The organism is Alkalibacterium iburiense, from assembly GCF_039521845.1.
In the GTDB taxonomy this organism is placed as follows: Bacteria; Bacillota; Bacilli; order Lactobacillales; family Carnobacteriaceae_A; genus Alkalibacterium; species Alkalibacterium iburiense.
Genome location: NZ_BAAACW010000144.1, coordinates 1 through 24,288, shown reverse-complemented (window position 1 = coordinate 24,288; position 24,288 = coordinate 1). Strand labels below are relative to the sequence as shown.

The 24,288-nt window shown below is 38.6% G+C and carries 17 protein-coding genes and 1 pseudogene; all 18 read left to right on the top strand.

Going from position 1 to position 24,288, the window contains the following annotated elements; genetic code table 11:
* Positions 1-223: 223 nt before the first annotated feature.
* Positions 224-949 carry an undecaprenyl pyrophosphate synthase gene (uppS, locus tag ABDZ53_RS11355; RefSeq protein WP_425541711.1) on the top strand — a complete coding sequence of 242 codons (726 nt, stop codon included), beginning with the start codon at positions 224-226 and terminating at the stop codon, positions 947-949.
* 32 nt (positions 950-981) lie between these two features.
* On the top strand, positions 982-1,761 hold the full coding sequence (locus tag ABDZ53_RS11350) for a phosphatidate cytidylyltransferase (protein ID WP_343756622.1): 780 nt from the start codon (positions 982-984) through the stop codon (positions 1,759-1,761).
* A gap of 17 nt (positions 1,762-1,778) precedes the next feature.
* On the top strand, positions 1,779-3,044 hold the full coding sequence (gene rseP, locus ABDZ53_RS11345) for an RIP metalloprotease RseP (RefSeq protein WP_343756621.1): 1,266 nt from the start codon (positions 1,779-1,781) through the stop codon (positions 3,042-3,044).
* Between the two features lie 29 nt (positions 3,045-3,073).
* Positions 3,074-4,786 carry a proline--tRNA ligase gene (locus tag ABDZ53_RS11340; protein ID WP_343756619.1) on the top strand — a complete coding sequence of 571 codons (1,713 nt, stop codon included), beginning with the start codon at positions 3,074-3,076 and terminating at the stop codon, positions 4,784-4,786.
* An 88-nt stretch (positions 4,787-4,874) separates the two neighbouring features.
* Positions 4,875-9,203 (top strand): PolC-type DNA polymerase III, encoded by a 4,329-nt coding sequence (locus tag ABDZ53_RS11335; RefSeq protein ID WP_343756618.1) that lies wholly within the window; start codon positions 4,875-4,877, stop codon positions 9,201-9,203.
* A gap of 159 nt (positions 9,204-9,362) precedes the next feature.
* Positions 9,363-9,833 carry a ribosome maturation factor RimP gene (gene rimP / locus ABDZ53_RS11330; RefSeq protein ID WP_343756617.1) on the top strand — a complete coding sequence of 157 codons (471 nt, stop codon included), beginning with the start codon at positions 9,363-9,365 and terminating at the stop codon, positions 9,831-9,833.
* Positions 9,834-9,863: 30 nt separating this feature from the next.
* Positions 9,864-10,895 (top strand): annotated as a pseudogene (gene nusA / locus ABDZ53_RS11325) (transcription termination factor NusA); the annotation flags it as partial.
* Positions 10,896-11,422: 527 nt separating this feature from the next.
* The gene (rnpM, locus tag ABDZ53_RS11320; RefSeq protein WP_343756616.1) at positions 11,423-11,719 is read left to right on the top strand and encodes an RNase P modulator RnpM; all 297 of its coding nucleotides are present in this window, start codon (positions 11,423-11,425) and stop codon (positions 11,717-11,719) included.
* A complete protein-coding gene (locus tag ABDZ53_RS11315; RefSeq protein ID WP_343756615.1) occupies positions 11,709-12,008 on the top strand; it encodes a L7Ae/L30e/S12e/Gadd45 family ribosomal protein in 300 nt (99 codons plus the stop codon). The genes rnpM and ABDZ53_RS11315 overlap by 11 nt, the downstream gene beginning before the upstream one ends.
* Positions 12,009-12,029: 21 nt before the next feature.
* Positions 12,030-14,423 (top strand): translation initiation factor IF-2, encoded by a 2,394-nt coding sequence (gene infB, locus ABDZ53_RS11310; protein WP_343756614.1) that lies wholly within the window; start codon positions 12,030-12,032, stop codon positions 14,421-14,423.
* A gap of 65 nt (positions 14,424-14,488) precedes the next feature.
* Entirely contained in the window at positions 14,489-14,842 is a 354-nt protein-coding gene (gene rbfA / locus ABDZ53_RS11305) for a 30S ribosome-binding factor RbfA (RefSeq protein ID WP_343756612.1), read from the top strand.
* Positions 14,843-14,951: 109 nt separating this feature from the next.
* On the top strand, positions 14,952-15,875 hold the full coding sequence (truB, locus tag ABDZ53_RS11300) for a tRNA pseudouridine(55) synthase TruB (RefSeq protein ID WP_343756609.1): 924 nt from the start codon (positions 14,952-14,954) through the stop codon (positions 15,873-15,875).
* Between the two features lie 3 nt (positions 15,876-15,878).
* On the top strand, positions 15,879-16,838 hold the full coding sequence (gene ribF, locus ABDZ53_RS11295) for a riboflavin biosynthesis protein RibF (RefSeq protein WP_343756607.1): 960 nt from the start codon (positions 15,879-15,881) through the stop codon (positions 16,836-16,838).
* A 297-nt stretch (positions 16,839-17,135) separates the two neighbouring features.
* Positions 17,136-18,164 (top strand): heat-inducible transcriptional repressor HrcA, encoded by a 1,029-nt coding sequence (hrcA, locus tag ABDZ53_RS11290; protein ID WP_343756604.1) that lies wholly within the window; start codon positions 17,136-17,138, stop codon positions 18,162-18,164.
* 20 nt (positions 18,165-18,184) lie between these two features.
* Positions 18,185-18,784, top strand: a complete 600-nt coding sequence (gene grpE / locus ABDZ53_RS11285; protein WP_343756601.1) for a nucleotide exchange factor GrpE — start codon at positions 18,185-18,187, stop codon at positions 18,782-18,784.
* A gap of 39 nt (positions 18,785-18,823) precedes the next feature.
* Positions 18,824-20,659 (top strand): molecular chaperone DnaK, encoded by a 1,836-nt coding sequence (dnaK, locus tag ABDZ53_RS11280; protein WP_343756598.1) that lies wholly within the window; start codon positions 18,824-18,826, stop codon positions 20,657-20,659.
* A 142-nt stretch (positions 20,660-20,801) separates the two neighbouring features.
* The gene (gene dnaJ, locus ABDZ53_RS11275; protein WP_343756595.1) at positions 20,802-21,962 is read left to right on the top strand and encodes a molecular chaperone DnaJ; all 1,161 of its coding nucleotides are present in this window, start codon (positions 20,802-20,804) and stop codon (positions 21,960-21,962) included.
* Between the two features lie 153 nt (positions 21,963-22,115).
* Positions 22,116-23,939 carry a translation elongation factor 4 gene (gene lepA / locus ABDZ53_RS11270; RefSeq protein WP_343756592.1) on the top strand — a complete coding sequence of 608 codons (1,824 nt, stop codon included), beginning with the start codon at positions 22,116-22,118 and terminating at the stop codon, positions 23,937-23,939.
* Positions 23,940-24,288: the final 349 nt, after the last annotated feature.

Here is a 24,288-nt window from a genome sequence, read left to right as displayed (position 1 = left end):
GAGCGGGCAAAATCGCACTGTTAACAAGGAAAAGTAGTAAACCGGTTAGGTTTTGACACCCTAACCATAGTATAACAAAATAACAATAAAACAAAAAATAGAAAGATTGACAAATATTAAGAGAAACATCATTTTTTAAGTGTGGTAATTTATTCTGATTTTTACTACAATGGAATAGATGTAGATCGTTTTAGGAGGGCAAGGTGTGAAAACACCGATTAATATGGAATTAGAAAATAATACAGCAGTACCTGAACATGTCGCTATCATCATGGATGGAAACGGACGATGGGCGGAACAACAGGGACAACCGAGAAAAAATGGTCATGAAGAAGGAATGGAAGCTGTTAGAAGAGTAACCAAACGAGCAAGTGAACGAGGAGTCAAAGTCTTAACACTCTATGCTTTCTCAACTGAAAACTGGAAAAGACCTCCACAAGAAGTGCACTTTCTCATGCAGCTCCCTATCCGCTTCTTCGACCGCTTTGTTCCCGAACTTCAGGAAAAGAATATCCGCGTCAATATGATAGGCTTTGAAGACAAAGTTCCCGGTTCGACCAAAAAGGCTATTCTCAAAGCAATGGAACAGACGAAACACAATACAGGTATGATCTTGAATTTTGCATTTAATTATGGGGGACGATCCGAAATCGTCCAAGCAACAAAAAGAATCGCTGAGAAAGTAGCGAATAATGAAATAGACCTCAACGATATCAATGAGTCTTTAGTAGAGGGACACATGTTAACACATTCACTCGAACCCTATCAGAATGTAGACTTTCTCATACGAAGCAGTGGTGAACAAAGACTGAGCAATTTTCTCTTATGGCAAAATGCCTATAGCGAGTTTTACTTCTCAGAACTACTCTGGCCAGAATTTACCGGAGATGTTTTAGATGAAGCTTTATTAAGCTATAAAAACAGAAAAAGAAGATACGGTGCACTTTAAACTATCTTTTTTCAGAAAGATGAGGAAGAACAATGTTAGTTAGAGTATTAACAGCACTTATAGCTTTACTATTATTTATACCATTAGTTTTATATGGCTCATGGCCCCTTGAACTCGTCATGGTAGCTCTTGCTGCCCTAGGAATGACTGAGTTTTTGCAAATGAAAAAAACCCCCATCCGATCCATGCCCGCTATTATATCCATTATTGGAGCAGGAGCGATTGTTATGGGAGACCGTCTTCTTCCTTTTTTAGGTGATTTTGGCATGGTTAAAATCATCTTGTCTGTTATTGTACTGTTATTTATTTATTCATTAGGCGATTTGGATTTTACGACTCATGAAATAGGTGCAACCGTGTTGATGCTATCTTATATCGGGGTAGGGTTTTATTCTTTTGTGGCATTGAGAAATTACAGTCTGCCACATCTCGGGTTAATCCTTCTCGTTATTTGGTCAACGGATTCCGGAGCATACTTAATTGGTAGAAAATTTGGAAAAAGAAAACTATCTCCTTCCATTTCACCTAATAAAACCATAGAGGGATCTGTTGGCGGAACTGTTCTGTCAGCTGTAATTAGTGGGGTATTCTTGATTTACTATCCTTTGTTTGACTCGTATCTCCTAACCCTAATCTTTATGATATTTTTATCTGTGATGGGACAAGCTGGAGATTTGATTGAATCAAAAATTAAAAGAGAATTCAACACGAAAGATTCAGGCCACTTATTACCCGGACATGGCGGCATACTTGATCGATTTGATAGTACATTATTGGTTTTAAACATCCTATTTATAATAGGAATTCTGTGATTTAAAGGAGAACGGTTATGGTTCAAAACATACTTGCATTCATTTTAGTATTTGGAATTATCGTCATTATCCATGAATGGGGTCATTTCTACTTTGCCAAACGAGCAGGGATCTTAGTCAGAGAGTTTTCAGTAGGTTTCGGTCCCAAGTTGTTCCACCATCGTAAAGGAGAAACAACTTATACCGTTCGTCTTCTCCCTGTTGGGGGGTATGTCAGAATGGCTGGCTTTGAAGAAGAAGCTGACTTAAGACCGGGGATGCCTGTTCAGCTGACAGTTAATACAGACAATGTGGTAACTAAAATAGACAGTCAGACTGAAAACAATACCATGGATACTATTCCACTAGAAGTCAGTGATTTTGATTTCGATGATCAATTATTTATTCGAGGACGAGTGGGAATGGAAACTGAGGAGAAAACCTACTCTGTTCATCGTGAAGCGCTGCTTGTAGAAAAAGATGGAACGATTCTTCAAATTGCACCAAGAGACCGCCAATTTCAAAGTGCTTCATTAATTAACAGAATGCTTACCAATTTTGCTGGTCCCTTAAACAACTTTATACTGGCCATTGTAGCCTTTACTCTCTTGGCCTTTATACAAGGGGGAGTCATATCCCAAGAACCTCTGATTGGAAATGTACAAGAGGATTCACCGGCAGCTCTAGCTAATCTCGAAGAAGGAGACCGTGTGTTATCTATTGATGGAGAAGATATTGAGTCATGGAATCAAATGGTCTTACTGATTCAAGATAGTCCGAATGAAACACTTAATCTGACTATAGAAAAAACAGATGGAGAAGTCATTGAAGAATCAATAGAGCCTTACAGCGCCGAAGTAGATGGAAATGAAATCGGTAGAATTGGAATAGAGGTCTATTTTGATGAGAGCCTCTCATCTATGTTGACTTATGGCTTTACCGAAACGTACACAATTATTATTCAAATATTCACTGTGCTCGGATCATTCTTTACAGGCGGATTCAGTGTCGATCAGTTAGGTGGCCCAGTTGCCATTTACGCTACAACGGAAGCTGTTGTTCAAGCTGGAGCTATCGGCATTATTAGCTGGATTGGTTTCTTAAGTGTCAATCTTGGCATTATGAATCTCCTTCCCATCCCTGCATTAGATGGTGGGAAGCTATTATTAAATATCATTGAAGGAATCCGCAAGAAACCGTTGAGTCAGGAGAAAGAGGGATACATTACCTTAATTGGCGTCTTATTCCTCTTTATTCTCATGATACTCGTCACATGGAATGATATTCGCACATTCTTTTTCTAAATTAACCCTAAAGGAGACACTCATTTACAATGAAACAATCAAAATTATTCGCGCCAACTCTTAGAGAAGTCCCACATGATGCTGAAGTCATCAGTCATCAGTTGCTTCTCAGAGCGGGCTATATTAGACAAATATCTTCAGGAATCTATTCTTATCTCCCACTCGCAAACAGAGTGATAGAGAAAGTGAAAACTATCATACGTGAAGAATTAGACGCTATTGATGGTTCAGAAATGCTTTTACCTGCTTTACTGCCAGCGGATTTATGGAAAGAATCAGGCAGATATGAAACGTATGGGGAGGATTTAGTTAAATTACAAGACAGACACAGCCGTGATTTCATCTTAGGTCCCACTCATGAAGAAACATTTGCTAAATTAATCAGTGAAGAAATCAAATCCTATAAAAAGTTACCTTTAATGCTTTACCAGTTCCAAACCAAATACCGTGATGAAAAGCGTCCTCGTTTCGGACTCATGCGAGGGCGAGAATTCATCATGAAAGATGCTTATACATTCCACGATAGTTATGAAAGCTTGGACGAATCCTATAATCAAATTGCCCAAGCTTATACGAATGCCTTTAACCGTTTGGGATTAAATTTCCGTTCTATTATCGGTGATGCTGGTGCAATGGGTGGAAAAGATTCGGTTGAATTTATGGCTTTAGCTGAGTCGGGAGAAGACACGGTTGTTTTCTCTGATGAAAGTGACTATGCTGCAAACCTGGAAATGGCTACAAGTTTATACAAGAAACAGCCAAGAACAGAAGTCCAACTGGACAGAAAATTAGTGGATACTCCGGGTCAAACAACGATTCAAGAAGTCGCAGAGTTTTTAGAAGTCAATAAAAAGCAAATTCTGAAAAGTGTCCTTTACATGACGGATGAAGAACAGCCGGTCTTAGCTATTGTTAGAGGAGATCAAGAAGTTAACGAAGTCAAACTGAGAATTGCCTTAGGTGTAGAAGATGTTCGACCAGCTACAGATGAAGAAATAATTGAAGAATTCGAAACCAAACCGGGTTACGTCGGACCGATTAACTTATCAGAGAAGGTTAAAATTGTAGCTGACTTACACATACAAGATGTTGTCAATGCGGTAACTGGAGCGAATCAGACAGATAAGCACTTCATTAATGTCAATCCAGGTACGGACTTTACTGTTGAAGACTATGCAGATATTCGCATGGTACAAGAAGGTGATCCTTCTCCTGATAAACAAGGTACTCTCCAGTTTACAAAGGGTATAGAAATCGGACATATTTTTAAACTGGGTACCCGTTATAGTGAAGCGATGAATGCGACTGTTCTAGATAAGAATGGAAGACAGACTCCTGTTATTATGGGAAGCTATGGTATCGGAGTGAGTCGATTGCTTTCGGCTATTGCTGAACAATATGCAGATGATAAAGGGTTAGTTTGGCCAAAAGCTGTTGCACCATTCGATATTCATTTAATTCCTGTCCAGGTTAAAAATGATGAACAATGGTCTCTTGCTCAACGTCTCTATGAGGACTTTAAGCAAAGAGGGTATGAAGTTTTAATCGATGACCGAGCTGAACGTCCGGGAGTTAAATTTACAGATGCTGAGTTAATTGGTATCCCAGTACAGATTACTGTCGGGAAAAAAGCATCAGAAGGTGTCGTTGAAGTCACCATTCGTCGAACAGGTGAAATGGTTGAAACTAAAGTAGATGATATTCTACACACGGTCGATATACTGACGACTAGTCAAAATTAAAAATAAGAAACAAAGAAAACTGAGGCATTTTATGTCTCAGTTTTCTACACTGTACATAGAGTAAGACATTAGAAAGTAGGATTAAAAAGTGAGCCTTAATAAATCAGAATTATTTCAAACACTACTGAAACAAGCGAATATACCGTTGACAGAAGAAAACCAAGAGTGGTTCCAGTCAGGGGAAGTAGAATCCGTCACTGTTTATAAAAAGGAAAAAGTATGGGATATTGTTCTGAAATTTCCTAACATTTTGCCTTTTTCTCTTTTTAATCATTTGAAACATTCTATTGAACAAGCTTTTCACACTATTTGTAAAGTTGACTTAACCATTCAAACGACAGAACCGGTCGTGACAGAAGAAAAAGTCAAACAATATTGGACATACGCGTGTCAGTCAAGCGGTGTGAATTCGCCAATCTGTAACAAGGCCTTTGAAGAAGGTTATCCCGTTCTTCAAGGCAATCATTATGTTTTTGTCATAGACCAGGAATTAGCTAAAGATAAGTATGAACAGGAATTTTTACCATTGATTTCCGATAGTTATAAAAAAGTTGGTTTTCCTGAACGCTTTTTGATTAAACCCCTCGTTGATACACAGGCTAGTGAAGAAAAAGTGAAAGAGTTTCAGCTACAAAAAGAAGAAGACGATCAAATAATGGCGGAAGAGTACACTAAGTTATTTGAGAGTGTCGAAAAGAAGAGAGAAGAGTCGGGATATAAAAAAGCAAATGGGCCAATTAAGTTAGGACGAGCTATTCCTGCTAATGAAGAGATCACACAAATGATAGATGTGACTGAAGAAGAAAGACGAATAACTTTAGAAGGGTTTATCTTTGATTCCGAGGTCAGAGAACTTAGATCAGGACGCAAGTTGCTCATTTTTAAGATTACTGATTACTCTTCTTCATTTACCTGCAAGCGATTTTCAAACAATGAACAGGATGAAGCAGTATTTGATCTGTTAAAGCCAGGTTTATGGGTAAAAGTAAGAGGAAGCATACAAGAAGATACTTTTATGAGAGATTTAGTTATGAATGCTCAAGATATTACCCAAACCTTCCATGAATCGAGAAAAGATACGTATCCTGAAGATGAAAAGAGAATAGAGTTTCATGCTCACACAAACATGAGTCAGATGGATGCCATCCCTAGTGCTTCCTCATTAGTAGAACAAGCGGCTAAATGGGGGCACAAAGCTATTGCGATAACGGATCATGCGGTGGGCCAATCTTATCCAGAAGCCCATTCGGCAGGTAAAAAAAATGGGATAAAAGTCAACTACGGCTTAGAAATTAATTTAGTTGATGATGGGGTTCCTATCGCTTACAACGAAGCCGATATTAACCTAAGTGATGCTACTTATGTTGTCTTTGACGTAGAAACAACCGGGTTATCTGCTATTTACGATAGCATCATCGAATTGGCTGGAGTGAAGATGCATAAAGGGAATGTGGTTGAAGAGTTTCAGGAGTTTGTCGACCCGGGTCATCCCTTATCCGATACGACTGTTCAGTTAACAGGAATTACAGATGATATGGTAAGAGGGTCGAAAACGGAAAAAGAAGTGTTAGTCGGTTTTCAGGAATTCACAAAAGGCACAGTACTAGTAGCGCATAATGCGTCGTTTGATATGGGATTTCTAAATACAGCCTATAAGAAGCACGGCTTAGAAGAATCTACATTACCTGTCATTGATACACTGGAATTTTCTCGTTTCATTAACCCGACATTTAAGAGTCATCGATTAAATACACTGGCTAAGCGATTCGGTGTCAACTTGGAACAACACCACAGAGCCATATATGATGCTCAGACTACTGGACATTTACTATGGATATTTGTAAAAAAAGCGATAGAGGATCACCAGATTGACAATCATAACCAATTAAATCAGTTCATGGACAGCGGAGATGCCTACAAACGGTCCAGACCGAGTCATGCAACGGTTTGGGCAAAATCTCAGGAAGGACTAAAAAACCTTTTTAAATTAATCTCTGGTTCTTTAGTTGATTATTTTTACCGTGTGCCTAGAGTACCTCGTTCTTTCTTAGAAAAACACAGAGAAGGACTCATTGTTGGATCAGGTTGTGCCCAAGGAGAAGTATTCGAAGCAATGATGCAAAAAGGGTATGAAGAGGCTAAAGAGAAAGCTGCTTACTATGATTATTTAGAAGTCATGCCTAAAGAAGTGTACCAGGATTTAATCGAACGGGAGCTGGTCAGGAATGAAGCTGACTTAGAAGACATCATTAAGAATATCATTCAATTAGGTGAAGAGTTAAATAAAAAAGTGATTGCAACGGGCAATGTTCACTACCTGCATCCAGAAGATTCGATTTACCGTGATATTTTGTTGGAAACACAAAAGTCCTTTAAAAAGACGGATAAGAATCCGGAAGTGCATTTTAGAACAACAGATGAGATGATGGAATCTTTTTCATTCTTAGGAAAAGATAAAGCAAAAGAAATCGTAATTGATAATACGCAGTTACTGAATAATGACATTGCTGAAGATATTAGTCCTGTTAAAAGTGAGTTATATACTCCAAAACTAGAAGGGGCAGAGGAAGATATTCGAAATATGAGTTATGATAAAGCTCGAGAACTTTACGGTGATCCTCTCCCTGAAATTGTAGAAGCGCGTATAGAAAAAGAATTAGACAGTATCATCGGAAACGGCTTTGCTGTTATTTACTTGATTTCTCAAAAATTGGTTCATAAGAGTGTGCAAGATGGTTACTTGGTAGGCTCTCGAGGATCGGTCGGTTCAAGTTTCGTTGCGACACTAACAGGTATTACAGAAGTCAACCCCATGCCTCCGCATTACCGATGCGAGGAGTGTCAGTATTCAGAATTCTTTACTGAAGGAGAAATTGGCTCAGGCTTTGACTTAGCTGAAAAAGCCTGTCCAGATTGTTCAGCCAATCTAAGTAGAGATGGACAAGATATTCCATTTGAAACCTTCCTTGGATTTAAAGGAGATAAAGTACCGGATATTGATTTAAACTTCTCAGGAGAATATCAGGCGAAAGCTCACCAGTATACAAAAGAGTTGTTTGGTGAAGACTATGTGTATCGTGCGGGAACCATCGGAACCATCGCTGATAGAACAGCATTTGGTTTTGTTAAAGGCTATGAAAGAGATAATCAGTTGGCTTATCGTTCAGCTGAAGTCGATCGATTGTCTAAAGGCTTAACGGGTGTCAAGCGAACCACGGGGCAACACCCAGGTGGGATTATCGTTATTCCCGACTATATGGATGTCTATGATTTTACTCCTATCCAGTATCCGGCAGATGACCAGGAGTCGAGTTGGAAAACGACACACTTTGACTTCCATTCCATTGATGAGAACGTACTGAAGTTAGATATTCTCGGACACGATGACCCGACCATGATACGTATGCTACAAGACTTGTCTGGTATAGATCCGTTAGACATACCGGTCAACGATCCTGAGGTTATGAAAATATTCAGTGGCACAGAAGTGTTAGGCGTAACGGAAAAACAAATTTATTCAAAAACGGGAACCTTAGGCGTGCCGGAATTCGGTACACGTTTCGTCAGACAGATGTTAGAACAAACGAAACCGACTACCTTTGCTGAATTACTTCAAATTTCCGGATTATCACATGGGACAGACGTGTGGCTAGGCAATGCGGAAGAGTTAATCAGTAAACATGATATCCCATTGTCGGAGGTTATCGGGTGTCGTGATGATATTATGGTTTACTTGCAGCATCAAGGTTTGGAAGATGACATTGCCTTTAAAATCATGGAGCACGTCAGAAAGGGAAGAGGGATTCCGGATGAATGGCAAGCCGCTATGCGCGAGCAGGGCGTGCCGGAATGGTATATTGAATCGTGTCTTAAAATTAAGTACATGTTCCCTAAAGCACACGCCGCAGCTTATGTATTAATGGCTTTACGTGTGGCGTACTTCAAAGTCCATTATCCTTTGTATTATTATGCGGCCTACTTCTCTATTCGTGCAAGTGACTTTGAATTAGAGGCCATGACGCAAGGAAAAGATGCGATTAAAGCTAAAATAAATGAAATTCATTCAAAAGGCATGGATGCGACGACTAAAGAGAAAAATGTCTTGACTGTTCTTGAAATAGCGAATGAAATGGTTGAAAGAGGCTTTGAATTCAAAATGGTGGATTTAGATGAATCCGATGCTAAACATTTTATTATTAAAGATAATGCTCTGTTAGCGCCGTTCAGAGCCGTCCCTTCATTAGGTGCCAGTGTGGCCAATGCTATCGTTGAAGCCAGAGAAGAAGAACCCTTTTTATCCAAAGAAGATTTGGCTAGAAGAGGAAAAGTATCCAAAACGGTAATGGAATATTTAGAAGTGAATCAGGCACTGAAAGATTTGCCGGATGAGAATCAATTGTCTCTCTTTGATATATAAAAGGTTGCATGCCATAAAGTTGCTACAAAGCTTGATGTATGATAAACTTATAGTCGAATCGAGCAAGATACTGTGTGAAGAAGAGTGAGCGAATCCGCTCACTCTTTTTCACAGCCTAAGGACCACTTTTGAGATGAATTAGAGAGGAGAGAAAAGTGTTTGAGTACCGTTGACAAAGTCAGAACTATCTCAGAACCTATTGCTGAGGAATTGGGATATGATCTCGTAGATGTAGAGTACGTCAAAGAAGGAAAACATTGGTTTTTACGTTTATATATTGACAAGGAAAATGGTGTGGATTTAGATGACTGTGCCTTATATAGTGAACGAATAGAAGAGGTTTTGGATACTATTCAACCGGATCCTATTCCGCATGCCTATTATTTAGAAGTCTCTTCTCCAGGAGCGGAACGGCCTTTAAAAACCGAAAAAGATTTCCAGAATGCCGTAGGAAAATATATTCACCTGACATTGCATGAAGCAGTAGAGGGAGAAAGTGTGTATGAAGGAACCCTTAAAGAGTGGAATACAGACGACCTTGTGATAACCATTAAAATAAAAACACGTCGAAAAGATATCGTCATTGATACAAGTAAAATAGCTAAGGCAAGACTGGCTATTGAATTTTAAGTAAAAACTAAAAATAAAGGGAGTAAAAATATGAGTAAAGAATTAGCAGCTGCTCTTGAAACACTTGAAAAAGAAAAAGGTATTTCTAAAGAGATTGTCATAGATGCATTAGAAGCTGCTCTTGTTTCTGCTTATAAACGAAATTATGGGACATCACAAAACGTAGAAGTCGTTTTTAATGATGAAAAAGGAACCATTACTGTTTACCAAGTAAAAGAAGTGGTCGAAGACGTTTACGATTCACAATCAGAAATAAGTTTGACTGAAGCAAGAGAAATTAAAAAAGCCTATGAATTAGGAGACCGCATCAAGTTTGAAGTGACACCTAAAAACTTTGGACGGATTGCAGCTCAAACAGCGAAGCAAGTCATTATGCAGAGAATGAGAGAAGCAGAACGTTCTATTATCTATAATGAATACATCGCCTATGAAGATGATTTGATGACCGGTACGGTTGAAAGACAAGACAGCAAATTCATTTATGTTAACTTAGGAAAAGTAGAAGCTGTTCTCTCACAAAGAGATCAGATTGAGAACGAAACCTATGAAACTCACGACCGAATTAAAGTGTACGTCAGTAAAGTGGAAAATTCGACTAAAGGTCCACAGGTCTTTGTTAGTCGAACGCATCCGAATTTGATTAAACGTTTATTTGAACAAGAAGTCCCAGAGATTTATGATGGTACCGTTGAAATTGTCTCTATTGCTCGAGAAGCAGGAGACCGTTCAAAATTAGCTGTCATGTCTAGAGACGAAAACGTTGATCCGGTAGGAACATGTGTGGGTCCAAAAGGATCACGTGTTCAGGCCATTGTGAATGAATTAAACGGTGAAAATATGGATATTGTTGAATGGGACAAAGATCCAGCAGTCTATATTAAGAATGCACTGAATCCTGCTCAGGTTATTGATGTGCAGTTTGATGAAGACCAGCATTCGTGTGTTATTGTCGTTCCAGACTACCAGTTATCATTAGCTATTGGTAAACGTGGTCAAAATGTTCGTTTAGCAGCTAAGTTAACAGGATATAAAATTGATATTAAATCTGAATCAGATATGGAAGCGTTGGAAGAAGAAGCAGAGGAATTAAAAGATGACTCCTTCTTTGAAGCTTTAAGTGAAGGCGATGAAGAAGCTCAAATTGATTTAGATCAGTCGACTAATTCTCCCACACTCTTTGATGAAGAAGATGATACGGTTGAGGTTGAAGCAGTGGATGATATTGAAGCAACTGATGCGGAAGACGCAACAGTCTACGCTGAAGACCAAAATCAAATAGACCGTCAGCCTGGTGAACCAGTTATGGAAACAGACTTTGAAGTCGGTCAATTGGACCCTAATCAAACAGAAGATTTAATTGAATTTGCTGAAGAACGAGATGGTATGGGCGAAGAAAGAGGCTACGAGGCGTCAATGGAAGAAATAGAAGACGCTACTTTTAACGAAGAAGAGGAAGTCTTCACTGATGGTGGAGAAGGAGAAGAACCTTTCTCTACAGATGAAGATAAAAACTTCCCTGAAAACCAGGAAACAACATTTGATAATGAAGACAACATAGGAAGTTAATATAAGGTAAGGTGGGACACAGTATGCAGAAGCGAAAAGTGCCTATGCGAAAATGTATAGCTTCTGGCGAAATGAAGCCTAAAAAAGATTTGGTTCGAATAGTGAGAAATAAAGAAGGCGAAGTATCCATTGATCCCTCAGGCAAGAAGAATGGAAGAGGGGCTTATATCACGCTTGATGAAACACTCGTGAAAGAAGCTAAAGCTAAAAAGTTGTTCAACCAAGCATTGAACACACAAGTAGACGATGCCTTCTATGATGAGCTAGTTGAATATATCGAGTACAAAAAAGCAAGAATGGAAATTGAAAATGAACAGTAATGAGCGTGCGCTGAATCTTATAGGGTTAGCTCAAAGAGCAAACAAATTGATTTCTGGAGAAGATTTGGTTCTCAAATCCATAAGATCTAATCAGGCTAAACTAGTGCTTATCGCTTCTAATGCAAGTGATAATGCAAGAAAGCAATTTTTGAATAAGTGTGAGTATTACAATATTCCTATTGTAAACCAGTTCTCCAGAGAACAACTCTCTCATGCTTTGGGAAAGGACAGGACAGTATGTGCCCTCACTGATGGTGGTTTTGTACAATCCCTTCAAAAGTTGCTCTAATATGAACGGGAAGGTGATTATATGGGCAAAAAGAGAGTCTATGAATTCGCAAAAGAGCATAAATTAACCAGTAAAGAAGTGTTAGATAAGGCAAAAGAAGTAGGTATAAGTTACAGTAGCCACATGTCTTCAATGGAGAACAGTGATGTATCAAAATTGAAACAAGCACTGAGCTCAAAACCTGCCTCTCAAAAACAAGAGCCTAAACAGGAAAAAAACGAAAAACCTAAACAACAGACTAATCAAACCAATCAGGCAAAACCAAAGCCGACCAATCAATCGAGAAAGAGTCAAACGGCTTCTTCCAATAAGTCCGATAACAAACAAAATAGAAATACCAACCGCAACAAACCAGGACAAAATCAAACTACTCAGAACACGAGTAAAATAAATGAGAAAAAATCTTCTCAGAATAGCAAAGGACATGACAAAATAAAAACGACTAAATCAACTACCACAGGTAATAAAGCGAAAAAACAAAGCAAATCCGTACCTAAACGTACAACGGATGAACAACAACTTCAAACAAATGAAAACAAAAGAAGACGCAATTCCAGACAGCATAGAGGCATTCATGGAGGACCAGCAGGCGGAAGAAAACGCAGAGGGAAAAAGCAGCAAAAATCCCAAACACCTGCTACTCCACGTAAAGAAAGAGAATTACCAAAAGTACTAGAATATACTGATGGCATGACAATTGCTGAAATGGCGAAGAAAATTCACCGTGAACCAGCTGAAATTGTCAAAAAACTCTTCTTGATGGGTGTAGTAGCCACACAAAATCAATCATTAGATAAAGAGACGATTGAATTGTTGGCTGCTGATTATGGAATTGAAACAGAAGAAAAGATTCAGGTCGACCTAACGGACTTTGACACGTTCTTTAATGAAGAACGAGTAGAAGAAAACTTGGTGACGAGACCACCGACTGTAACTATCATGGGACACGTTGACCACGGTAAAACCACTCTTTTAGATACTTTGCGTCAATCAAAAGTAACAGAAGGAGAAGCTGGTGGGATTACTCAGCATATTGGAGCCTACCAGGTTGAAGAGAACGGTAAACTGATTACTTTCCTGGATACTCCGGGGCACGCGGCCTTCACAACAATGCGTGCAAGAGGAGCTGACATCACAGATATCGCCATTATCGTAGTGGCCGCTGATGATGGAGTAATGCCTCAAACAGTTGAAGCGATCAACCATGCGAAAGCTGCTGAAGTTCCAATCATTGTAGCAGTCAACAAAGTTGACAAGCCGACAGCTAACCCAGACCGCGTCATGCAGGAACTAACAGAGTATGGTTTAATCCCAGAAGATTGGGGTGGAGATACGATTTTTGTTCCTATCTCAGCCTTATTCAACCAGAATGTGGATGAATTACTAGAAATGGTCTTGTTGGTAGCTGAAGTCGAAGAATTAAAAGCTGATCCTAAACGTTTAGCTATTGGAACAGTTATTGAAGCAAGGTTAGACAAGTCTAAAGGGCCTATTGCTACTTTACTTGTACAAGAAGGAACCCTTCGTCAAGGAGAACCGATTGTTGTAGGGAACACTTATGGCCGTGTGAGAACCATGACTAATGATAAAGGACGTCGTACGAAAGAAGCCGGACCGTCTACTCCAGTAGAAATTACCGGTTTGAATGACACTCCACATGCTGGGGATCGTTTCGTTGTCTTTGAAGATGAGAAAACAGCACGTCAAGTAGGAGAAGCAAGAGCTGTAGAAGCTACAGAAGCTTCCCGTTCTGTTACTCATAAAGTCACTTTGGAAAACTTGTTTGAAAGTCTTGAAGAAGGCGAACTAAAAGAAGTCAACGTTATTATTAAAGCAGACGTTCAAGGTTCTGTAGAAGCACTAGCCGCTAGTTTAGAAAAAATTGAAGTAGAAGGTGTGAAAGTCAACATTATTCATACCGGTGTAGGAGCTATTAACGAAAGTGATATCACCTTAGCTTCTGCAAGTTCAGCCATTATCATTGGCTTTAATGTCAGACCGACTATTCAAGCCAAAGAGAGTGCCGACAGAGAAGAAGTCGATATTCGTACACATAGAGTTATCTATGATGCGATTGATGAGATTGAAGCGGCCATGACAGGTATGTTAGATCCTGAGTTTGAAGAGAAAGTGACTGGACAAGCTCTAGTTAGAGAAACGTATAATGTCTCTAAAGTGGGAACCATTGCCGGATGTTTCGTAACGGACGGTGTCATTAGACGAAGCAGTTCTATTCGACTGATCCGTAATGGAGTCGTTCAGTTTGAAGGAGAATTATCAAGCTTGAAACGCTTTAAAGATGATGCGAAAGAAGTAAGAAATGGGTACGAATGTGGAATTACCATTGAGAACTACAACGATATTAAAATTGATGATGTCATTGAAGCGTATGAAATGGTTGAAGTAGAAAGATAGTACCTTTAATAGAATGTCAGTTGTTGAAATAACTACTATAGACAGAAAAAGGACAGGTGAATACCATGCCTAACTTTAGAGTAGGAAGAGTATCTCAGGAAATACAAAGAGAAGTAACGGATATATTGCATAAACGAGTAAGAGATCCGAGAGTCGACGGTGTAACAGTGACAGGAGTCGAAGTAACAGGAGATCTCCAACAAGCAAAAGTGTATTACAGTACACTATCCAGTGATAAAGCAGAAAGAGAAGAGACTCAAAAAGGATTAGAGAAAGCAACAGGTTTAGTACGTAAAGAGTTGGGGCAACGTTTAACTCTTTATAAAACACCTGAACTAAGCTTTGAACGCGATGAATCCATTGAGTACGGAAATAGAATTGAAGCTTTATTAAATCAAATAAAAGAAGAAGACGAATAATTTTTAAGATTTGACGTCGTTTTTCATTGAAAAATGTTAGAAGAGAATCTTTGTTTATAGACTTAGATTCTCTTTTATTTTGAAAAAAACGGTTAAGGAGGGTCAAAAAATGGAAGGTTTAATTCCATTATGGAAAGAAGTCGGTATGACTAGTCATGATTGTGTCTTTAAATTAAGAAAAATAGTTAGAATGAAAAAGATTGGTCATTCAGGTACCTTAGACCCGGATGTAGATGGCGTACTTCCTGTTGCTTTGGGTAAAGCTACGAAAGTCATTGAATATATGATGAATTCAAGGAAAGTATACACCGGTGAAATAACGTTTGGAGAATCAACCACAACTGAGGACAGTTCAGGAGAATTGATAAATAAGACAGCTGTATCGGAGGAAATTACCGAAGAAGAAGTTGACCGTGTCTTATCTTCTTTTGAAGGAGAAATTACTCAGATTCCGCCCATGTATTCTGCTGTAAAAGTCAAAGGCAAACGACTCTATGAATACGCAAGAGAAGGACTGGAAGTGGAAAGACCGTCCCGACAGGTAACCATCCATTCATTTGAAAGGACTTCTCCCTTACACTTTGATAAAGACAAAAAAACAGCCCGTTTCTCATTTCGTGTCGCTTGTAGTAAAGGGACCTATGTGAGGACCTTAGCTGTTGACACTGGTTTGAGATTTAATCTCCCTTCTCATATGTCTCAGTTAACGAGAGTAGAGAGCAGTGGGTTTACGAAAGACCAAGCGTTTACTTTAAAAGAAATTGAAGAATTATTTCATTCTGATAAAATAGAAGAAGCCCTCTATCCGTTAGAGACAGTATTGAAGTCCCTTCCTTCCTATACCTTATCGGAGGAAGAGTATGGGAAGGTTAAAAACGGCTCGCTTTTACCCTTAGAGGACTTTATGTCATCATCGGAGAACGAATGTGTTTTTTATTATAAAAATCAGGCGGTTGCTATTTATGGCCCTCATCCAACGAAAGATAAGATGATAAAACCCATAAAAGTATTGCGTAATGAATTGAAGGTGTAAAGAATGGAAATAAAAAGAGACCATCATCCCTATAAAGAATCAGATATTTATGGAGGAGATATCGTACTCATATTAGGTTTTTTTGATGGCGTACATAAAGGTCATCAAGAAGTCATAAAAACCGGTATTCAGATTGCAAAAGAAAGAGGCTTGAAATCGGCTGTTATGACATTTAATCGTCATCCGGCCTTTGTTTATAGAAGTTTCGATCCTGATAAACATATGTATCTGACTCCATTAGACAGAAAAGAGCAGTTAATGGAACAATTAGGTGTCGATATTTTATATGAAGTCGATTTTACTTCTAGCTTTGGTAGCCTGACTCCTCAACAGTTTGTTGATGATTATATTGTAGGATGGCATGCGAAAGTTATTGTAGCAGGTTTTGACTACACATACGGGAAAGCTCATGAAGCGAATATGGATACACTATCCGTTTATGCAAAAGGTAGATTCGAGATAGTGACAGTCAAACAAAAATCCTTAGACGATGAAAAAATCAGTTCTACTCGTATCAGAAGATATATTAGTGAAGGCCGAATGGCAGAAGCCAATGAACTATTAGGGTATATCTATGAAATAAGTGGTTTTGTTATTCATGGAGACGCTCGTGGAAGAGACTTGGGCTATCCTACGGCGAATGTGTACCCTCATCCTTACGTGATGGTCCCTAAAAGAGGAGTCTATGCAGTAAAAATGTGGGTGAACGGACAGTGGCATGATGGGATGGCTTCAATCGGTTATAATCCGACATTTGGTCACCGCCCCAATTATTCTATTGAAGTGCATATCTTCGACTTTTCCGAACAAATATACGGGGAAGATGTCCGTATTAAATGGGTACACTATTTAAGAGACGAGATTAAGTTTAATTCTGCTGAGGACTTAATTGTCCGGTTAGAACAAGATGAATTAGAGTCAAAAGAATGTTTAGCATCCATAAAACATGACGATATTATATGACCATTTAGCCGTTTAATATATGAGTGAAAAGTACTCAGTTCCTCCTTTATTAAACGGCTTGTGGAGGGTCATGTAAAAAATCATATATTTTTAAAAAAATAGTCAAAATTAATCAGACAAAAATATTGACACTTACTGAAGGATTTGTTACATTAATAATGGTGTTAGCACTCGAACCTTTCGAGTGCTAATTTAATGAAGAGTGTGAGTTGCGACGAATCACTCTTATTTATGTTAAAAGTGTAAAGATAGTGTAGTGTGAAAGGGTATCTAGAGCGGTACCAAGGAGTGATACACATGTTAACAAATAGGCAAATCGCCATACTAGATCATTTGATACGTTTATATACGTCTTCCAGTCAACCTATCGGATCAAAAACATTGATGGAGGAAACAGAAATTGATACCAGTTCAGCCACCATTCGTAATGAGCTGAGTCATCTCGAAAAATTAGGATTCATTCAAAAGACGCATTCGTCTTCCGGAAGAATCCCTTCTATCAAAGGGTATCGATTTTATATCGATCATCTGGTTCGTCCAAGGGAAGTAGACCAGGAGAAGTTAAACAATATTAGTCAAGTACTGGGTAACCACGTGAAAGAAATGGATGACATTATGCATCAATCAGCCCAACTTCTATCTGAACTGACTAATTATACAGCTATTGTTTTAGGCCCTCGTGCCGCAACCATAAGATTGACCGGTTTCAGGCTAATAGCATTAAATGAGAATTATATTATGGCTATTATCCAAACAGATCATGGGAATATTGAAAACAAAGTGTTTAAATGGCCGAAAACCATTGATGAGTCAGATTTGATTAAAGTAGCTAACATATTCAATGAACACTTAGTGGGGCATTCTTTAACGGAAGTATCGAGAAAATTACAAAGAGATATTCCTTTCCTCATTAGAAAATATGCTTCTAGTGCGATTGATATGTATGTGAGACTAGAGTCTATTTTTGACGAATCGACGGAAGAAAGGTATCATGTATCTGGTAAATTAAATTTATTGGATTTTTCTGACAATATGGACAGGAAAAAGTTAAAGTCACTTTATTCCTTATTGGATGATAGTGATGGGCTGACACCATTAATCAATCAAATTAAGCGAGACTTTGATGTTCGAATTGGTGAGGAAATAAATAATGATTTATTCTCTGATCTCAGCTTAGTAACAGCAACTTATAATGTAAGCAAGTATGGCAAAGGTGTCATAGCTATACTAGGACCAACGAGTATGGCATATGACGAGACAATTGGTGTGCTTGATGTATTTAGAAAGCAGTTAACCCATACGCTATTGAAATATTATCTAGACTAATAGAGAAATGAGGAAGTACAGTGGTTCATAACAATGATCAAGAATTAAAAGAAGAAGTTGAGGAAACAACAGAAGAAACGGAACACTCAACGGATTCAGTGGATGACTCGACTCAAACAACCGAAGAAGATGTTGTATTCGAGGATGTAGAAGTCGCTGATGATACTTCATCAAAAGTGGAAGAGTTGCAGAAAGAGTTGGACGAGATGTCTGACCGCTATTTACGTTTGCAAGCAGAGATGGCTAATATGCGTAGACGAAATCAACGTGAAAAGGAAGACATTATCCGTTTCCGCTCCCAGTCTCTTGCAAAAGAATTACTTCCAGCCCTTGATAATATCGAGCGCGCTTTAAGTATCGAAGTAGATACGGAAGCAGGTAAGAATTTAAAAAAAGGGATTGAGATGGTTTATGATAGTTTACTGCAGGGCTTCTCTAAAGAAGGCATTGAAGTCATTGATCCTTTAGGAGAGCCATTTGATCCGAATTATCATGAAGCGTATACTCAAGTTCCGGCTAATGAAGATCAAGAAAGCAACGAAGTGGCTCAAGTATTCGAAAAAGGCTATAAATTGCACAATCGAGTATTAAGAGCAGCAAAAGTTTCTGTTACATTATAATTAATAATTAAAATTCTAAAGATAAAGGTGAGATAACATATGGCAAAAGTAATTGGTATTGACTTAGGAACAACAAACTCTGCTGTAGCAGTTCTTGAAGGCGGAGAAGCTAAAATTATTCCAAACAAAGAAGGAAACCGTACAACACCTTCTGTTGTTTCTTTTAAAAATGGAGAAATCCAAGTAGGAGAAGTAGCTAAACGACAAGCTATTACAAATTCAAACACAGTAATGTCTATTAAACGTCATATTGGTGAAGACTATAAAGTAGATGCTGATGGAAAAAGTTACACTCCTCAACAAATTTCTGCGTATATTTTACAGCACTTAAAAGCTTACGCTGAAGATTATTTAGGAGAAGAAGTTACAAATGCTGTTATTACAGTACCGGCTTACTTTAACGACTCTCAAAGACAAGCTACAAAAGATGCAGGAAAAATTGCTGGTTTAGAAGTAGACCGTATTGTCAATGAGCCGACTGCTGCTTCTTTAGCATACGGATTAGACAAAACAGATACAGATGAAAAAGTATTAGTCTTTGACTTAGGTGGAGGAACATTTGACGTTTCCATTCTTGAATTAGGAGACGGAGTATTTGATGTATTAGCAACTGCTGGTGATAATAGTTTAGGTGGAGATGACTTTGATGATAAAGTCATTGATTATCTTGTAGCTGAATTCAAGAAAGAAAATGGCATAGACTTATCTAAAGATAAAATGGCTATGCAAAGATTGAAAGATGCAGCAGAAAAAGCGAAAAAAGATTTATCTGGAGTGTCTTCTACTCAAATCAGTTTACCGTTTATCAGTGCAGGAGATGCAGGCCCTCTACACTTAGAGATCACATTAACTCGTGCGAAGTTTGATGAATTAACTGATGATTTAGTAGAAAGAACAAAAGGACCTGTCCGTCAGGCACTACAAGACGCTGGATTATCTCAATCTGAAATTGATCAAGTTATTTTAGTCGGTGGATCAACACGTATTCCGGCTGTCGTTGATGCAGTTAAGAAAGAAACAGGCAAAGATCCTAACCGTTCGGTTAACCCTGATGAAGTGGTTGCTATGGGTGCAGCTATTCAAGGTGGAGTTATTTCTGGTGAAGTAAAAGATATCGTCCTATTAGACGTAACCCCATTATCTCTAGGTATTGAAACAATGGGTGGCGTGTTTACGAAGTTAATCGACAGAAACACAACTATTCCAACAAGCAAATCTCAAGTTTTCTCAACAGCTGCTGATAACCAGCCAGCCGTTGATGTGCATGTGTTACAAGGTGAAAGACCGATGGCAGCGCACAATAAAACATTGGGCCGTTTCCAGTTAACAGACATTCCACCAGCACCACGCGGAGTGCCTCAAATCGAAGTAACATTTGATATCGATAAAAACGGTATTGTTAATGTATCAGCTAAAGATTTAGGTACAGGAAAAGAACAGAAAATTACAATTAAATCATCTTCTGGTTTATCTGATGAAGAGATCGAACGCATGGTTCAAGAAGCGGAAGAAAATGCTGAAGCAGATAAACAACGTAAAGAAGAAGTGGAATTACGTAACGAAGCTGACCAGTTAGTATTCCAAATTGATAAAACCCTGAAAGAATTAGAAGGTAAAGTGGACGAAGCAGAAATTAAAAAAGCTGAAGAAGCTCGTGACGAACTGAAAACAGCTTTAGAAAATGACGACATTGAAGACATCAAAGCAAAACGTGATGCTCTAAACGAAATTGTTCAAGAAATGTCTGTTAAATTATATGAACAAGCTGCTCAACAAGCAGAAGCTGAAGGAGCTCAAGCAGATGCTTCAACTGACTCTGAGTCATCAGATGATGTAGTGGATGCTGAGTTTGAAGAAGTAGACGACGAAGAATAATTAAAGTAAGAGTTAAAGGTGAAGAAAGCACTTGGCCAATGAACTACGAGTGCTTTCTTTCTTTTTGAAGAAGTGAGTCGATACTCTTTTTAAATAAACAGACAATGGAAGATGAACAGTATTGTACTAATGGAGGAAAAGTATGGCAGATAAACGAGATTTTTATGACGTACTGGGCGTTTCCAGAGATGCATCACAAGATGAAATCAAAAAAGCTTACCGAAAATTATCTAAAAAATACCATCCTGATATTAATAAAGAAGCCAATGCTGATGAGAAGTTTAAAGAAGTATCTGAAGCTTATGAGACCCTAAGTGATGACCAGAAAAGAGCAGCCTATGATCAATATGGTCACGCCTCTACAGATCCGAACTTCGGAGCAGGTGGTGGGTTTGGTGGCGGCTTCGGTGGCCAAGCTGGTGGCTTTGGTGGATTTGAAGATATATTTGACCAATTCTTTGGTGGCGGCGGAGGACGTAGAAGAAATCCAAATGCCCCGAGAAAAGGGGAAGATTTACAGTATGTCATGGACTTAGAATTCGAAGAAGCAATATTTGGAAAAGAGTCTACGATTAGATACAATCGGGAAGAAGTATGTGAAACATGTACCGGTACAGGAGCGAAGCCCGGAACGAGTCCACAATCCTGTTCACAGTGTCGTGGGGCTGGAGCTGTAAATGTCGAGAGAAATACCCCGTTTGGACGTGTAATGACCCAGCAAACATGTCCAACATGTAGTGGAACGGGTAAAGAAATCAAAGAAAAATGTACAACTTGTCATGGAGCTGGACACAATAAGAAACAGCATTCAGTTAAAGTAACTGTCCCTGCAGGAGTGGAAGATGGGAATCAAATGAGATTGCAAAACCAAGGAGATGCAGGCTTGAACGGCGGTCCTTATGGTGATTTATTTGTCATTTTCAGAGTTAAACCATCTGAACTATTCGAAAGAAGTGGGGCTGAAATTTATTATGAACTCCCAATAAATGTGGTGCAAGCCACTTTAGGTGATGAGTTAGAAGTACCCACTGTTCACGGCAAAGTGAAATTCAAAATCCCTGCTGGAACACAACCTGGAACAACTTTCCGCTTGAGAGGCAAAGGGGCTCCTCATTTGAGAGGTTCTGGAAACGGTGACCAGCATATACGGGTGAAAGTTGTTGTTCCGAAGAAAATTTCTGAAGAACAAGCTGAACACTTAAGACAGTTCGCCAAAGCAAGTAACTTTGAAGAAGTAACGGAGCAAGGCGACAGTTCATTCTTTTCTAAAGTGAAGGATGCATTTAAAGATAAAAGCAAATAAAAAAGAAGGGGAAACCCTTCTTTTTTCGTTTAGAAAATGGGCATAGTGGACATCAGAATAATCTGAGAAGACCATTAGAATCGATTGTACTCTACCTAAACTGTTGGTATAATAGGGAAGAACGTTTTTAAAGGGAATGAGGAACGAAATTTAATGGATAAAAAACAAGCAAGAGAACGTCAAGATAAGATAAGAAACTTTTCCATCATTGCACATATTGACCACGGAAAATCAACTTTAGCTGACCGCATTTTACAACAAACTCACACCGTTGCAGATAGAGAGATGCAAGATCAGCTATTAGACTCTATGGACTTAGAAAGAGAACGTGGCATTACTATCAAATTAAATACGGTTGAAGTGAATTATACAGCGAAAGACGGAGAAACCTATGTGTTACACTTAATCGATACTCCAGGTCACGTCGATTTCACGTACGAAGTATCTAGAAGCCTAGCTGCTTGTGAAGGGGCTATTTTGGTAGTCGATTCTGCTCAAGGAGTAGAAGCTCAAACATTGGCTAATGTTTATTTGGCATTAGATAACGACTTGGAAATATTACCAGTTATCAATAAAATTGACTTGCCTGCAGCTGATCCTGAACGGGTAAAAGCACAGATTGAAGATATCATTGGTTTAGATGCTAGTGAAGCTGTCTTAAGTAGTGCTAAAACAGGTATAGGAATTGAAGATATTTTAGAACAAATTGTTCAAAAAGTACCGGCTCCTCAAGGAGATATAGATAACCCATTAAAAGCCTTAATATTTGATTCGGCTTATGACACGTTTAGAGGTGTTGTATTAAGTATACGCGTAATGGACGGCGTGTTGAGAAAAGGCGACATGATTCAGTTAATGAGTAATGGGAAAAAGTTTGAAGTGACAGAAGTCGGTGTGTTTTCACCCAAGCCTGTGGAAAGAGACTACTTGATGGTTGGAGACGTTGGCTATGTAACAGCTAATATCAAGACAGTCCGAGATACTCAAGTAGGGGACACAATCACTTTAGCCAAGAATCCAACAGAAAAAGCTTTACCAGGATACAGACAAATGAATCCAATGGTATTCTGTGGGATGTACCCGACAGATTCGGCCAAGTATGAAGATTTAAGAGAAGCGTTGGAAAGACTCCAGTTAAACGATGCTGCTTTGCAATATGAGGCAGAAACGTCCCAAGCTCTAGGTTTTGGATTCCGTTGTGGCTTTTTAGGTATGCTTCATATGGATGTCATACAAGAACGATTAGAACGTGAATTTAATCTAGACTTAATTACGACAGCACCATCTGTTATTTATCAAATCAATAAAACAGACGGCACATCCATTAAAGTGTCTAATCCAGCAGATATGCCAGAACCTCAAGAGATTGAATCAGTAGAAGAACCTTATGTTAAAGCAACCATTACGGTTCCTAATGATTATGTTGGAGCAGTCATGGAAATTTCTCAACGTAAGCGTGGAGAATTTATTACAATGGAATATTTGGATGATATTCGAGTTAATGTTCAATACTATATTCCATTATCAGAAATCGTCTACGACTTCTTTGACCGACTGAAGTCTCATACTAAAGGGTACGCCTCTTTAGATTATGAAGAAGCGGGATACCGTCCTAGCGAATTGGTTAAGATGGATATCTTAATTCATGGAGAAACAGTGGATGCCTTAAGCTTCATCGTACACAAAGATTTCTCTTATAACCGCGGGCGTTCAGTAGTCGAACAACTGAAAGAAACGATTCCAAGGCAGCAATTTGAAATACCTATTCAGGCCGCTATTGGCCAGCATATCGTCGCCCGATCGACCGTTAAAGCTTACAGAAAAGATGTTACAGCCAAATTATACGGTGGAGACGTGACAAGAAGACAGAAACTCCTCAAGAAACAAAAAGAAGGTAAGAAACGGATGAAAAACGTGGGCAGTGTGGAAATTCCACAAGAGGCGTTTATGTCCGTTATGAAGTTGGATGAGGATTAAACGTTATTGTTAAGCTTTTCTTTAAATGAGAATAAGTAAATAGTGGTGAATCTTCCTACGTTTTTCCTAAGGTTGTATAACTTTTTGGAAAATGTAGGAAGATTTTTATATTCCAGTAAAAATGATTAAATGAATTCGTTAATTTGTTTTCCAATTTTATTGAAGCTAATCATAATATTGTGGTACAAATTAAAAGGTCAGACAATGTTACCTGTTTCATAATTAAAGGAGACTATTAATTATTATTAATTAATGACAAAAACCTGAAAATATGTGAATATCTCATCTTTAACACCCAAAACCCCGATAAATCCCTACACTAAGGGATTTACCGGGGTTTAAAAATGCT